Origin of the sequence: Nitratireductor sp. B36 (assembly GCF_020833685.1) — a bacterium.
Classification (GTDB): Bacteria; Pseudomonadota; Alphaproteobacteria; order Rhizobiales; family Rhizobiaceae; genus Nitratireductor.
The window spans coordinates 128,085-141,811 of record NZ_JACKZY010000002.1; the positions used below are offsets into that span (position 1 = coordinate 128,085).

A 13,727-nucleotide genomic window follows, 5' to 3' on the forward strand; every position below is an offset into this window, starting at 1 on the left:
TAGCATTGCGGATAATTTGTCAATTGTGTAATTTTTATTACGGACACGAAGTCGGCAATGCGGGAGAATGGCGTTTGGGTACGAAAGAGCTAGTGCATGGCGCGCTCGGTCAGATGACCGATGCGGAACGCAAGGTGGCCCATGCGTTTCTCGCCAACTATCCAAGCACCGGCCTCTCCACGGTTGCCGAGTTTGCCGGGCTGGCCGGAACAAGTGCGCCGACGGTTCTACGCTTCGTGTCGCGGCTCGGCTTTTCCGGTTATCCAGAGTTTCAACGCGCGCTGCGGACCGAGATCCAGGCGGAATTGCTCTCGCCCTTGGAGAAAGGAGACAGTTCTGCTGCGCGAAATATGGATGGTTCGGCACTCGGCTCCTACTTTTCCCGTGCCACGGCCAACATTCAGGCGACGCTTGAAGCAATTCCTGAAAGCGAGTTTGAAGCCGCCTGTGCGCTTCTCTCCGACCCGAAGACAGCCTGTTACACGCTCGGTGGCCGTTTCAGCGATGCGATTGCCCGCTATATGGCTTCGCATCTGCGCATCGTGCGACCCAATGTGCGCCGCTTTCAGGACCAGACATCCACCTGGGACGATCAGTTGCTCGACGTGAAGGCGGGTGACGTGGTGGTGTTGTTCGATATCCGTCGCTATCAGCGCGATCTGGTGCATTTGAGCGAGCTTTTATGCGAACGCAAAGCGCGCATTGTGTTGATCACCGATAGCTGGCTGTCACCGATTTCGCGCTATGCGAAGGTTGTTCTGCCCTGCGCCATCGATTCAGGCCGAACCTGGGATTCGGGCGTTGTTCTGCTGGCGCTGGTGGAGGCTATTGTAGATCGTGTAACCCACGGAGATTGGGACACGGCCCGGGAACGCATCCAGGCGCTGGAGCATATTCACTGGAACAAACCGGCTGCAGGGGAGTGAACCGGGGTTTTATCCGTACACGGCTGCTGCAGCGTCCTTCAGCGACGCCATCGCCGCCCGGTAGGGCCCGGGGCCATGGCTGATACGGGCTACCCCCAGCTGCCCAAGTGTCGCGGCATCCGGCGCGCTCTTCATGGCCATGATGTTGACGGGCAGGGGCGAGGCGTCGCAAAGGTCCTCAATCAGCACCTCGTCCACCAAGGCGGGGGCGAAGAAACCGCTGGCGCCCGCGTCCGCAAAAGCCTTCGCGCGTTGCTTGGCTTCTTCGATCAGGCCTGAATGACGGTCACGCTCGCTCTCTTTGAGGAAAAGGTCGGTCCGGGCATTGATGAAAAGGGGCACGCCGCGTGCCTCCGCCATCGCCCGGATGGCTGCAATACGTTTTGCCTGATCGGCGATCGTATGCAGGCCGCTGCCACCGACGATCTGATCCTCGAAATTGATGCCCACCGCACCCGCGTCGAGAATGCGCGAGACATTGTCTGCAGCACCTTGTGGATCGGTTGCATAGGCACCTTCGAAGTCGACAGAGAGCGGCAGGCCGACCGTCTCCACGATGCGGCGGGCCACCTGAGCCAAGAACTCGACGGGGATTTTCTCGCCATCGCCAAAACCATGGGCGGCGGCGACCGACCAGCTTCCGGTCGCAAGGGCCTTTGCGCCAGCCTCGGCTACCGCTGCCGCAGAACCTGCATCCCAGATATTATAGAGGATGAGAGGACTGCCTTTGACGTGAAGAGCGTGGAAGGTATGAGCCTTGTCGGTCTGTTGCATGACCGGTCTCCATGAGAAATGGGGTGGATCCGACTTCAGCTTTTCACATTCTTTGGCGGCGCGCTTGCTCCAAAGCGTGCTGTGCCGCGGGCCAGTGCCCCAAGGTCAGATCAGTCACAAAGCGGACGAAGCAGCGTTTGAGTCGCCTTGATGTCTTCGCTGATGGCATCGCACACGCCCGCTGCATCGCGCTTGCGCAGTGCCGCGATCACATCGTGATGGTGGCGCGCGTAGGTTCCGCCTTCGCGTGAGCGCAGGGTCGGCTCGAGATGACGTGTCAGCATGCGCATATAGGGTCCGAAGCGCAGCCATAAGGACTCGGCCAATTGCAACAAAACTTCAGAGCCGGAGCTCTGGTACAGGGTGAAGTGGAACTCCTGGTTCTTCACCAGCATCGTGTAGATGCTTTCCTCGTGACTTGACGTCTCGTGCGCTTTCACCAGTTCTTCAAGCGCTCCGATGTCAGCCGCTCCGCAGTTTGGGGTCGCGAGCTCTGCGGCCAAGCCTTCGACGGCAATCCGAGCGCGGCAGAGATCGTCAAGCCGTGCCTTGCTGATGGCGGGGACACATGCTGAGCCATTGGGTGCGATTTCCAGCGCGTTTTCCGCAGCCAGGCGACGTAGCGCCTCCCGGACCGGCATGTGACTGGTGCCGAAGGAGTCCGCCAGAGAGGCAATGGTGAGCGTCTGGCCTGGGTCGAACCGGCCGACCATCAGCGCGTGACGAAGTTGCTGGTAAACACCGTCCTGTATGGTGACGCGTCTGGACACCGGAACGAATTCGCCTTCCATCGCCCTGCCACCCCTCGTCGACCTCGCCTTTGCCGATACAGCTTCTATGTGTATCGGTTAATGATCGACTAAGCGCGTACTTCTTGTGATGCAAGGTTTTCGGGTAGTGGAATGCTTTAAGTCACATGATTTCGTCACAAAATGGAACAGTGTTGTTTGGCAGGCGGTGAAAAAGTCCCGCCGCCAATATTGCCTTACCGTCTCAATTGGTGGGGCGGATTGCCTGACCCTTGTCGTCGAAACGGAAGACGCGAGTTTCATCGAACTTGGCATGCACCATGCTGTCGATCTCGAAATTCTGCTCGCCGAAGAGGCGGGCGCAGACCAGCCCGGCGGCACCGCAGTCGAGGTAGACATTGGTGTCCGCGCCCAGATGCTCGACATGAGAGACGCGGCCGGAGATGTCTCCGCCCGAAGGCACGATGGAAATGTGCTCCGGGCGTATGCCGATCGTCTTGGCATCTTCGCGGGAGAGGTGGCCGGCCTCGATGAAATTCATCTGAGGTGAGCCGATGAAGCCGGCGACGAAAAGGTTGGCCGGGTCGTTGTAAAGCTCCATGGGCGTGCCCACCTGCTCGATCTTCCCGCCATTCAGAACGACGATGCGGTCTGCGAGCGTCATGGCTTCGGTCTGATCATGGGTCACATAGACCATGGTGGCGCCCAGTTCCCGATGGAGGCGCGCGATTTCAAGCCGCGTGTTGACACGCAATGCCGCATCGAGATTGGAGAGCGGCTCGTCGAACAGAAAGAGCTTGGGCTTGCGCACCACGGCGCGGCCGATGGCGACGCGCTGGCGCTGGCCACCGGAAAGTTCCGCCGGCCGCCGGTCGAGATAGGGTTCGAGCGACAGCATCTTCGAGGCAAAGTCCACACGTTCGGCAATGTGTGCGGCCGGATACTTTGCCTGTTTGAGGCCGAGGCTCATATTGTCGCGCACGGTCAGATGCGGATAGAGCGCATAGGTCTGGAAAACCATGGCGATACCCCGCTTCGAGGGGGGCGTCGAGCTCACCTCCGAACCGTCGATCTCCACGCTCCCGCCGCTGGCATCTTCAAGCCCCGCGATGATGCGTAGAAGGGTGGATTTGCCACAGCCGGACGGGCCGACGAAGATGACGAATTCGCCGTCCTGAACTTCGAGGTCCACGCCCTTGATGACGTCGACCTGGCCGAACGATTTGGTGATGTTCTTGAGTGCGAGTGAGCCCACGGTTTCGTCCTAGAGTTCGATTTCCTTGCCGCTTCGCACGCTTTCGTCGGCGGCGAGGCAGATGTTGAGGGATTGCACGGCGTCATGCATGTGCCGTGAAAGGTCGATGTCTTCGCGGATGGCTTTCAGGACGAAGGCCTGTTCGCGGTCGCACAGTTCCTGATGCCCCGGCTCGCCTTCCATCGACAGAAGCGTGTCCTCTTGGGCGAAACGACCGCTGGCGTCGGTCTCTGCCCTGTGGATGCGGATGCGCGAGGTCTGTGTGTGCGCGTCGATGTCATCCGACTTCGCGCCCTCGTCCATCACGATGGAAACGCAGCCATTGGGGGAGATGATGTCTTTCACGAAGAAGGCCGTCTCCGACATCATCGGTCCCCAGCCGGCCTCGTACCAGCCCACCGAGCCATCGTCGAAAATCACCTGGAAATGTCCGTAATTGTACATGTCCAGGGCGATCTCCTCGGAAAGCCGGACCCCCATGCCGCGTACCTTGACCGGCTTCGCATCGGTGATCTGGCACATCACGTCCACATAGTGCACGCCGCAGTCGACGATGGGTGGCGTCGTCTGCATAAGCTGTTTGTGCGTCATCCAGGTTGGACCGGAGGATTGCTGGTTGAGGTTGAGCCGGAACACATAGGGGCCACCGAGTCCGCGCGCTTCCTCGATCAGCTTCACCCAGGAAGGGTGATGGCGCAGGATGTAACCCACCACGAGCTTGCGCTTGTGCGTTGTCGCCGTCTCCACCACGCGCCTTGCGTCGGAGACATTCGTGGCCAACGGCTTTTCCACGAACACATGCGCACCAGCCTCCATGGCGGCAATCGCATAGGGGGCATGGCTGTCAGAATACGTGTTGATCGAAGCCAGATCCGGTTGTGATTCGGCCAGCGCCTCTTCGAAATTGGTCGAGTGCCGATATCCCTTCAGCGCATCTGGCAGGTCCGGCTTTGAACGGCTCACGAGCCCCACAATCTCGAAGCCGGGATTGGCGTGATAGGCGAGCGCGTGGCTCATGCCCATATTGCCGAGGCCTGCAACCAGCACCCGGACGGGTTTGTCCTGCGCACTCATTTCACCGCTCCCGACGTGATGCCGCGGATCAGCTGGCGCGAGAAGATCAGATAGAGGATCAGCACCGGCAGGATGGCGAGCGACAAGGCTGCCAGAACCGCGTTCCAGTTGGTGACGAACTGGCCGATGAAGACCTGCGCGCCGAGCGTGATGGTTTTTGTTGCTTCGGCTGGCGCCAGGATCAGGGGGAACCACAGATCGTTCCAGATCGGGATCATCGTGAAGACCGCGACCGTCGCCATGGCGGGCCGCACCAGCGGCAGGACGAGGCGGAAGAAGATGCGGTATTCGCTGAGCCCGTCGATGCGACCGGCGTTTTTCAGGTCGTCCGAGACTTGCCGCATGAACTCCGACAGGATGAAGATGGCCAGCGGCAGCCCCTGAGCCGTATAGACAAGAATCAGCGAGGTCAGCGTGTTGACGAGGCCGGAAGCGGCCATCATCTGGAGGATCGCCACCGTGCCGAGCCGGATCGGGATCATGATGCCGAGCGCCAGATAAAGCCCCATCAGCGTGTTGCCCTTGAAGCGGTATTCGGCGAGCGCAAAGGCGGCCATGGCCCCGAAAAGCAACACCATGAACAGCGATACCACGGTGACGACGAAGCTGTTCTGGAAATAGAGCAGGAAGTCGCCCTGTTTCAGAACCGTCTCGAAGCCGACCAGGCTGAAGGTTTCCGCATTGGGTAGCTCCAGCGGCGTACGGAAGATCGCCTTGCGCGACTTGAAGGCGTTGATGACGATCACGAACACCGGGAAGAGCGCGATGATCGTGTATGTCGCCAGCACCGCATGGGCGGCGATCGAACGGACGGGGGAGTGCCTGGCTGTGCTCATCGGTTTCTCCCCCTCAGAATTGGTAGCGGCGCAGCCGCGTCTGGATGCCGAACAGATAGATCGACACGCCGATGAGAATGATGGCGAACATGGCGGTCGCAATCGCCGCGCCAAGGTTCGGGTCGCCAAGCTGAAGCTGGAAGCCGAAGAAGGTGCGGAACATGAAGGTGCCGAGAATGTCGGTGGAGAAATCCGGACCCGCCAGCGCGCCCTGCGTCGCGTAGATCAGGTCGAACGCATTGAAATTGCCGACAAAGGTCAGGATCGAGATGATGCCGATGGCCGGCAGGATCAGCGGCAGCTTCACCTTCCAGAATTGCGACATGCCGGTGATCCCGTCGCATTCGGCCGCTTCCAGAAGCTCGTCGGGAATGGAAAGAAGCGCTGCATAGATGAGCATCATCGGAATGCCCACAAACTGCCAGACCGAGATAAGCGCCAGCGTGGTCAATGCATAGGCTTCCTTGCCAAGCCAAGGCTGGAACAGGCTTTTCAGGCCAACGAGATCAAGCAGGTTGGGCGCCACGCCCCAAAGCGGGCTCAGGATCAGCTTCCAGGCGAAACCTGCAATCACAAAGGAGAGGATCGTCGGGATGAAAATGGCCGTGCGATAGAAGGAGCGCATGCGGAGCCGCGGGCTCGACAGAAGGGCAGCGAGCAGTATGCCGATCGGGTTCTGCACGATCATGTGCACGATGAAGAACCAGGTATTGTTCTTGAGCGCGTTCCAGAACTGGTCCGACCATTGCGGATCTCCGAACAGGGCCCGGAAATTCTGAAGGCCGACAAAGACCTGGCTGTTTTGCACCTCACTGTACAAGGCAAGTTGCAACGTGCTGAACAGCGGTATGATCATGATCGCCGTGTAGATCAGAACGGCAGGCGCCAGAAACACGGCAATGTGCCAGCGTCGGGGCTTCTTTGTGGCTTGGGCCATGGAACGTCTCTCTATGATCCGGGCCCGCGCGAGAGGCGGACCCGGTTTTGTTCAGAGCTTGCGCTTACTGCTGCGGCTCGTACCAGCCGGCAAGGCCGTCCTGAAGCTGTTTTGCACCGTCTTCAGGTGTCTGGGCGCCGCGCAGAACGTTGGCGGAAACGTTCCACATCTCGTTCCACAGGTTCGGCGTGCCGCGCGAGAGAATCTGGTGCGCGGGACGGATGGTGGACTTGCAGTTCTCACGCCAGGAGACGAATTCCTTGGCCAGCGGATCTTCCATCTCCACGGTTTCGTTGGACAGAGAGAAGAAGCCCGGCAGCGAGTTGGCATACAGTGACGCAAACTCCGCGGAGCCGACCCAATTCAGGAAGGTGCGGGCGGCTTCCGGATGTTTGGTCTTGGCGTTCATGCCGATGCCGATATCCGTGTGGTCGGAAATGTAGCACTCGTCGCCCGCATTCTGCACCGGTGGCGGGAATGCACCCAGTTTGAAATCGGCCTGCTCGTTGAAAATGGCGATTTCCCAGGAACCAGCGGGGAAGATTGCTGCACGACCAAGCGTGAAGAGGTTCTGGCTGTCGGGATAGGCCTGCGCCTCGAAGCCGTCGCCAAGATAGGGAGCCCATTTGGCGATCTCGCGGAGGGGCTGGACCCACTGCTCATCGGTGAGCTTCTGCTCGCCGGCGATCAGGGCCAGTCGGCCTTCCTCGCCCTTCCAGTAGTTCGGACCGATATTGGTGTAGCCCATGGTGGCAGCTTCCCATTGATCCTTGGCGCCCATGGCCATCGGGATATAGGTGCCGTCTTCCTTGATTTTCTCGAGGACCGCGTAGAATTCCTCATTGGTTTTCGGCGGTTCGATGCCAAGCTCTTCGAAGGCATCGGCATTGTAGATGAAGCCGTGGATCACGGAAGCCATCGGTACGCAGAAGGTGGCCGAGCCATCGTCCGTGCTCCATGCTGCCTTGGCCACGTCGGAGAAGTTCGACATGTTCTCAAGGTCCTTGAGATCCGTCAGATGGCCTTTTTCATAAAGGCTGAGCGAGGCATCGAACGGGCGGCATGTGACGAGATCGCCTGCCGTGCCGGCGTCGAGCTTGGAATTGAGAACGGCATTGTATTCGGTAGGCGCGCTCGGAGCGAAGTTCACCTTGATGCCGGGATGCTTGGCCTCAAAGGCCGGGATCAGTTTTTCCTGCCAGATGGTCAGGTCGTCATTGCGCCAGCTTTCGATGGTGAGTTCGGCATCCTGTGCCATCGCCGTGCCGGTTGCACCCAGCATGGTCGCGGCAAGCAGTGCCAGTCTGGTGGATTTCATCATGGTAGTCTCCCTGTTTTGCTCAAGAGGCATCTCCATGGCTCGGCATGCAAGCATGGAGCGCGCTCCGGGCGCTGCTGAACTTGTCCGATGGAGGCAATCTTGGCAGGGCCGTGGACCCTACAAAGCCTTGTCAGCGCTTCCGGGTAGTCTGTGCGTGCACGGGATTCTTCTTGTGTGCCCCTTATACGCGCCGCTCCCCGGACCCCTCTGCATCCTCCAATGGAGAAATTAAAGGCCAAAAAGATACCATTTGTCCAGAGTGAATTCTGAGTATTCCCGAGTGGGCTTTGAAGATTCCCATTTTTAAGCTTTTTTATCATGCACTTAAAGTCAGAATGGTGGGTGTTGATTTTTTGTTGTTCCCTGGAGGTATCTTTTTGGTATTATGTTCCAGAGGAGTGATCATGAGCGAATACGTGATAGCGATAGATGGAGGGGGAACCAGTTGCCGGGCTGCGTTGGCGGATCGCCACGGGCGCGTGGTGGGGCGCGGCAAACAGGGATCCGCCAATATTTTCACCACATCGGATACCATCGGCGCGAACATCATTGCCGCCGCAGGGCAGGCTTTGAAAGATGCAGGCATCGAGGGGAGCAAACTTTCGGAGATACCCGCCTTCTTGGGACTTGCAGGGATCAATGTTGGAGAACGTCAGCGGGAACTCGCAAAGGCTCTTCCTTTTGCGGACACCCGGTTTGTTCATGATGGCCTGATCGCGATGCAGGGCGCGCTGGGCGATGAGGACGGCGTGATGGCCATTCTGGGCACCGGCTCGGTTTACGTTTCCCGGGTGGACGGGACCTTGCGCAATGTTGGCGGCTGGGGGTTTGCCATCGGGGACCAGGCAAGTGGCTCATTCATCGGCAGAACACTGCTGCAACAGACGCTTCTTGCCCATGATGGAATTCGTGAACACACGTCGCTGAGCCGCGCAGTGATGGCGCGTTTCAATGATGACCCAGAAGCCATGGTGGAATTTGCACAGCAGGAAGCGTGTCCTGCCGATTATGGCGCTTTCGCTCCAATGATTTTTGAATACGACACCAAGGGTGACCTGCTCGCCAGGGACATCCTGCTCGATGCCGTGCGGGACATTACCATGGCGCTCGATGCCGTTGTTTTCGAAGGCTGTGAAAGGCTTTGTCTCCTTGGAGGGCTGGCCCACGAATATGCCAAGCGGCTCGCGCCGCGTCATAGAGCGATCCTGGCCGAACCCCAAGGCGATGCCCTTGCAGGTGCGGTGCAATTGGCGTTGCGTACGTTTCCGCTTGAGACGGCAAGGGAGAAGCGGTGATGACAGCCCCGGGCCTCTTTTCCGCAGATCGGGTGGCGGCTACGGGGTCAGGCCCCCTTTACCTGCGTTTGCGGCGTTTGCTCGAAGACGCAATTGCCGGCGGGATATTGCGCGAAGGCGAGGCTTTGCCGACTGAGCGAGATATTGCTGAGCTGACGGAGTTAAGCCGCGTAACCGTGCGCCGTGCCGTCGATGATCTGGTGAAGCAGGGGCGGCTTATCCGCCGGCACGGGTCGGGCACGTTCGTGGCGCCTTCCGTTTCCCGTGTTGAACAGTCTCTCTCCCTTCTGACTTCGTTTACCGAAGATATGGCGCGGCGGGGTCTCACGTCACGTTCTGAATGGCTGGAGCGCATCGTTGCAGCGCCATCCCCTGATGAAATGATGGTGCTGGGCCTTTCGATGGGCGATACGGTCGCAAGACTGGAGCGACTACGCATCGCCGACGATGTGCCGATGGCCATCGAGCGCGCCTCAATCATCGGCAGTTTCCTGCCGGATCCGGCTTCGGTGACAGACTCCCTCTACGATGCGCTTGGTAAACGGTCGGCCCGGCCATGCCGTGCCACTCAGCGAATCTCGGCCCGAAATGTGGATGAGCGGGAAGCTTCGCTTCTTAAGGTCGCTCCCGGGGAAGCCGCGCTCTATATCGAACGCGTTTCCTATCTGCCCAATGGTCGGGTCATCGAATTCACCCGTTCGGTCTATCGCGGTGACGCGTATGATTTCGTCGCCGAACTGAAGATTCCCGAGCGCTGACGCGCTCTGACAATTGGAACGTAGCATGTCTTCTTTCGCACTTGCCGGCGCGCGTATTTTTGATGGGGAAACCTGGTTCGACGATCACATCCTGATGGTCGACGATGGCCGGATTTCAGCCATCGAGACGCGAGAAAACGCCTCTCGCGATCTGCCCGTCCGTGATGCCGGCGGCGCCATGATTGTCCCTGGCTTCATCGATCTTCAGGTCAATGGCGGTGGTGGGGTGATGTTCGACGGTAATTGCGGAGTGGAAGGGCTTGGCACGATCTGCCGTGCGCATGCGCGGTTCGGGACCACCGGTCTCTTGCCGACTTTGATTACCGACACGCGAGAAGCAACAGCCGTTTCAGTCGCTGCCGGGTTGGAAGCTGCACGGTCGCGCATGCCGGGATTTCTCGGTTTGCATCTGGAGGGGCCGCATCTTTCTGTTGAACGGAAGGGCGCCCACGATCCGGCTCTTATCCGGCCGATGGAAGACAGGGATCTTGCCGCCTTGATAGAGGCGCGGAAAGGGCTGCCCTCGCTGATGGTGACGCTTGCCCCGGAAAACGTGACAGCCGACCAGGTTCGGGCCCTGGTGGACGCAGGCGTGAAGGTCAGCCTCGGCCACACCAACACCACTTGCGAAACCGCGCTGGCCTACGCGGAGGCTGGGGCGTCGCTCGTCACACATCTTTTTAACGCAATGAGCCCGCTTGCGCATCGTGAGCCGGGCGTTGTGGGGGCTGCGCTGCAGAGCGGGCAACTCTGGGTGGGAATCATCGCCGATGGCGTGCATGTCGATCCGGTGGCCATCGGTGTTGCTCTGCGTGCCAAGAATGGCCCCGCGCGCCTCTTCGCCGTGACGGATGCCATGTCGACCATCGGGACGGACATGACGTCTTTCACGCTGAACGGGCGGACCATCATGAGGGAAAATGGGCGCCTGACACTGGCGGATGGCACTCTGGCTGGCGCAGATATCGATATGATCTCCACGGTTGTCTATCTTCACCGCACGGTAGGCTTGGCGCTTGAAGAGGCGCTGCGCATGGTGAGCGTTTATCCTGCACAGGCCATAGGGCTCGATCACTCCAAGGGTGGTCTTACGGTGGGAAAGGACGCGGATTTCGTCGTACTCGACGATGATCTAGGTGTCGTTTCGACCTGGATCGGCGGTGAAGCGGTATATTCGCTCCTCTGAGCAGAATCTTTATTTTTCTTCTTGAAGCTCTAGTGACTAGAGCTCCTATCCTTGCTGTCATTGATTGACTGCAAGGAGAATCATCGTGTCCTTGAAACAGGATGATAACGCCGCAAACACCCATTCCTGGACCGTGGGCGGCATGGACTGCGCAAGCTGCGCTGGCAAAATCCGGACAGCGCTTGAGCGCCTTCCGGGCGTAAGCGACGTCAAGGTTTCGGTCATGTCCGAGACGCTGGCGCTTGCCCTTGATGAGGGCAAGACCGGACGGGAAACAATTGAACGCACGGTCGAAAAGCTGGGCTACAAGGTTTCCGCACGTCAAAAGTCTCGGACGGATGCTGGTGGAGATGCCAGCGGGGACGCATGTTGTAGCGGTAAGGAGCGGCAGCCTCATCCGGCTTCTGGGTCATCGGAACCTGGGCATGGTAGCGCCGGTCATGTGCATAGCGCGGATGAGGGCAATAAAAGCTGGTATCGCACCGGGAAAGGGCATTTGGTTATTCTGACCGGTCTTTTGCTGGCCGCTGCCTGGGGCGCTGAATTCCTTCTGCCGGGCGACCTGGGCATGTGGGCTTTCGTGGCCGCCTGTCTGATCGGTGTCGCGCCGGTCGCGCAACGCGCTTTCGCGGCCCTGCGCGCCGGCATGCCTTTCACGATTGAAATGCTGATGACGGTGGCGGCTGCGGGTGCGCTGTTTATCGGCGCGGCCGAGGAAGCTGCGCTGGTGGTTTTCCTGTTCGCTGTCGGTGAATTGCTGGAGGGCGTGGCTGCAAACCGCGCCCGCGCCGGCATCAGGGCCTTGGGAGACCTTGTCCCTAAAACAGCTCTGATCGAAGAGAATGGCGCGACCCGAAAGGTGCAGGCATCAGAGCTCGTTATTGGGCAGATCGTGGTCGTGCGACCGGGTGACAGGATTCCTGCCGACGGCGAGATCGTTGATGGGACTGCAGGCATCGACGAAGCGCCCGTGACGGGAGAATCTGTCCCGAAATCGAAGGGGGAAGGGGAGGAGGTGTTTGCCGGATCAATCGTTACCGACGCGGTGATCAGGGTTCGCGTAACACGCGCGCCGGAAGACAACACCATAGCCCGCATTATCCGGCTGGTTGAGGAAGCTCAGGAGGCGCGTGCGCCCACCGAGCGCTTCATTGATCGGTTCAGCCGCTACTACATGCCCGCGATCGTGGCCCTGGCTGTTCTGGTAGCGGTGGTGCCGCCATTGGCAGTGGCTGCTCCCTGGGATGTATGGATCTATCGGGCGCTGGCTTTGCTTTTGATCGGATGTCCATGTGCACTGGTGATTTCGGTGCCTGCTTCTATTGCATCCTCCCTTTCGGCCGGCGCTCGTCGCGGTCTTCTCTTGAAAGGTGGGGCGGTTTTGGAGGCTGCTGCACGGGTCGATCTGGTGGCGCTCGACAAGACAGGCACGCTGACGGTGGGGCGGCCTGCGGTAACGGATATATGGTCGCCTGACAGCGAAGAACGTCGCCTTCTGTCTCTGGCAGCCAGTGTCGAGGCGGCGTCCAATCATCCCCTGGCGGAGGCCATATTGAGATTTTCTGAGAATCTTGGGGTCTCGTTTGAGCCGGCAAGCGATGCTCGGGTTATTCCGGGTCGCGGGGTGGAAGCGCGTATAGACGGGCAGACTGTGTTTGTGGGGTCGCCGCGGCATGCGGAGGAGCAGGGGGCCATGACACCCGAAGCCAGCCAGCGCATCGAAGCATTGGAAGCTCAGGGCAAGACGGTTGCCGCCGTGTTTCAGGCCAATGAGCTTTGCGGGCTGATCGCCTTGCGTGACGAACCTCGTGAAGATGCCGCTGGAGCGATGCGAGAACTGGCGCAAATAGGCGTGCGGTCTGTAATGCTTACTGGAGACAATGCCCGCACGGCCGAAGCTATAGCCGGAAGCCTGTCTATGGAGTTTCGTGCCGAGCTCCTGCCTGACGACAAGGTTTTTGCCATTCGCGAGCTGACTGCAGATCACACGGTGATGATGATTGGCGACGGAATCAATGATGCGCCCGCACTCGCCACAGCCGATGTCGGGGTGGCGATGGGATCGGGCACTGATGTCGCTCTGGAGTCGGCGGATGGGGCTCTTCTGCGAAACCGTGTGAGCGATGTGGGAGGGATGTTGCGGCTGGCGCGGGCGACGATGACCAATATCCGTCAGAACATCGCCATCGCCCTCGGCTTGAAGGCTGTGTTCCTGGTGACAACGGTGCTTGGCATCACTGGATTGTGGATCGCTATCCTCGCCGACACGGGCGCTACCGTGCTCGTGACGCTCAACGCTTTGCGGCTTCTCGGCTTTCGCGCTGAGCGTTGAATCGAACAGCGGGTTGGAGTGTCTCCCGACTTGCGTACGCCGGCCTTTTGGCCGGCGTTTTCATACGTGGTTGTATACGTATATATCGGGCATTTCAGGCGTCTGGGCAGGATGCGATGTCTCTGGTCTCTTTGGGATTATGTTCTACTATCCTGTTGTAAAATAATAATTATTTTTCTTTCTATAATTTACCGCAGCGCCCGGGGTAGAAAGATATCCACATAAACCACTATAGGTTGTATATGTAATCGGAATACGTTATCGTTTAGCCAATCTGGTGATTG

The 13,727-nt window shown here is 59.3% G+C and carries 12 protein-coding genes; 5 read left to right on the forward strand and 7 right to left on the reverse strand.

Features of this window, described 5'->3' with window-relative positions:
- The first annotated feature begins 74 nt into the window (after positions 1-74).
- Positions 75-926 (forward strand): MurR/RpiR family transcriptional regulator, encoded by an 852-nt coding sequence (locus H7H48_RS07195; RefSeq protein ID WP_229448314.1) that lies wholly within the window; start codon positions 75-77, stop codon positions 924-926.
- A gap of 9 nt (positions 927-935) precedes the next feature.
- On the opposite strand, the gene H7H48_RS07200 is transcribed toward H7H48_RS07195, so the two are convergent.
- The 7 genes from H7H48_RS07200 to H7H48_RS07230 all read right to left on the reverse strand — a co-directional run bounded on the left by H7H48_RS07200 (position 936) and on the right by H7H48_RS07230 (position 7,872).
- Positions 936-1,700: an isocitrate lyase/phosphoenolpyruvate mutase family protein gene (locus H7H48_RS07200; RefSeq protein ID WP_229448316.1), complete on the reverse strand. Its 765-nt coding sequence runs from the start codon at positions 1,698-1,700 to the stop codon at positions 936-938.
- A gap of 110 nt (positions 1,701-1,810) precedes the next feature.
- Positions 1,811-2,491 (reverse strand): GntR family transcriptional regulator, encoded by a 681-nt coding sequence (locus H7H48_RS07205; protein WP_229448318.1) that lies wholly within the window; start codon positions 2,489-2,491, stop codon positions 1,811-1,813.
- 202 nt (positions 2,492-2,693) lie between these two features.
- Complete coding sequence (locus H7H48_RS07210; protein WP_229448320.1) at positions 2,694-3,704, reverse strand: ABC transporter ATP-binding protein; 1,011 nt, start codon at positions 3,702-3,704, stop codon at positions 2,694-2,696.
- Between the two features lie 9 nt (positions 3,705-3,713).
- Positions 3,714-4,778, reverse strand: coding sequence for a Gfo/Idh/MocA family protein (locus H7H48_RS07215; protein WP_229448321.1), 1,065 nt, complete (start codon positions 4,776-4,778; stop codon positions 3,714-3,716).
- On the reverse strand, positions 4,775-5,614 hold the full coding sequence (locus tag H7H48_RS07220) for a carbohydrate ABC transporter permease (protein WP_229448322.1): 840 nt from the start codon (positions 5,612-5,614) through the stop codon (positions 4,775-4,777). The genes H7H48_RS07215 and H7H48_RS07220 overlap by 4 nt, the downstream gene beginning before the upstream one ends.
- A gap of 13 nt (positions 5,615-5,627) precedes the next feature.
- Complete coding sequence (locus H7H48_RS07225) at positions 5,628-6,551, reverse strand: carbohydrate ABC transporter permease (protein WP_229448323.1); 924 nt, start codon at positions 6,549-6,551, stop codon at positions 5,628-5,630.
- A gap of 64 nt (positions 6,552-6,615) precedes the next feature.
- Positions 6,616-7,872 carry an ABC transporter substrate-binding protein gene (locus tag H7H48_RS07230; RefSeq protein WP_229448324.1) on the reverse strand — a complete coding sequence of 419 codons (1,257 nt, stop codon included), beginning with the start codon at positions 7,870-7,872 and terminating at the stop codon, positions 6,616-6,618.
- Between the two features lie 404 nt (positions 7,873-8,276).
- Here H7H48_RS07230 and H7H48_RS07235 point away from each other — a divergent pair, with 404 nt between their 5' ends.
- The 4 genes from H7H48_RS07235 (at position 8,277) to H7H48_RS07250 (ending at position 13,443) form a co-directional block, all read left to right on the forward strand.
- Complete coding sequence (locus H7H48_RS07235; protein WP_229449208.1) at positions 8,277-9,167, forward strand: N-acetylglucosamine kinase; 891 nt, start codon at positions 8,277-8,279, stop codon at positions 9,165-9,167.
- Complete coding sequence (locus tag H7H48_RS07240) at positions 9,167-9,925, forward strand: GntR family transcriptional regulator (RefSeq protein WP_229448325.1); 759 nt, start codon at positions 9,167-9,169, stop codon at positions 9,923-9,925. Before H7H48_RS07235 ends, H7H48_RS07240 begins: the two co-directional genes overlap by 1 nt.
- Before the next feature lie 25 nt (positions 9,926-9,950).
- Positions 9,951-11,111, forward strand: coding sequence for an N-acetylglucosamine-6-phosphate deacetylase (gene nagA / locus H7H48_RS07245; protein WP_229448326.1), 1,161 nt, complete (start codon positions 9,951-9,953; stop codon positions 11,109-11,111).
- 85 nt (positions 11,112-11,196) lie between these two features.
- Positions 11,197-13,443: a heavy metal translocating P-type ATPase gene (locus tag H7H48_RS07250; RefSeq protein WP_229448327.1), complete on the forward strand. Its 2,247-nt coding sequence runs from the start codon at positions 11,197-11,199 to the stop codon at positions 13,441-13,443.
- Positions 13,444-13,727: the final 284 nt, after the last annotated feature.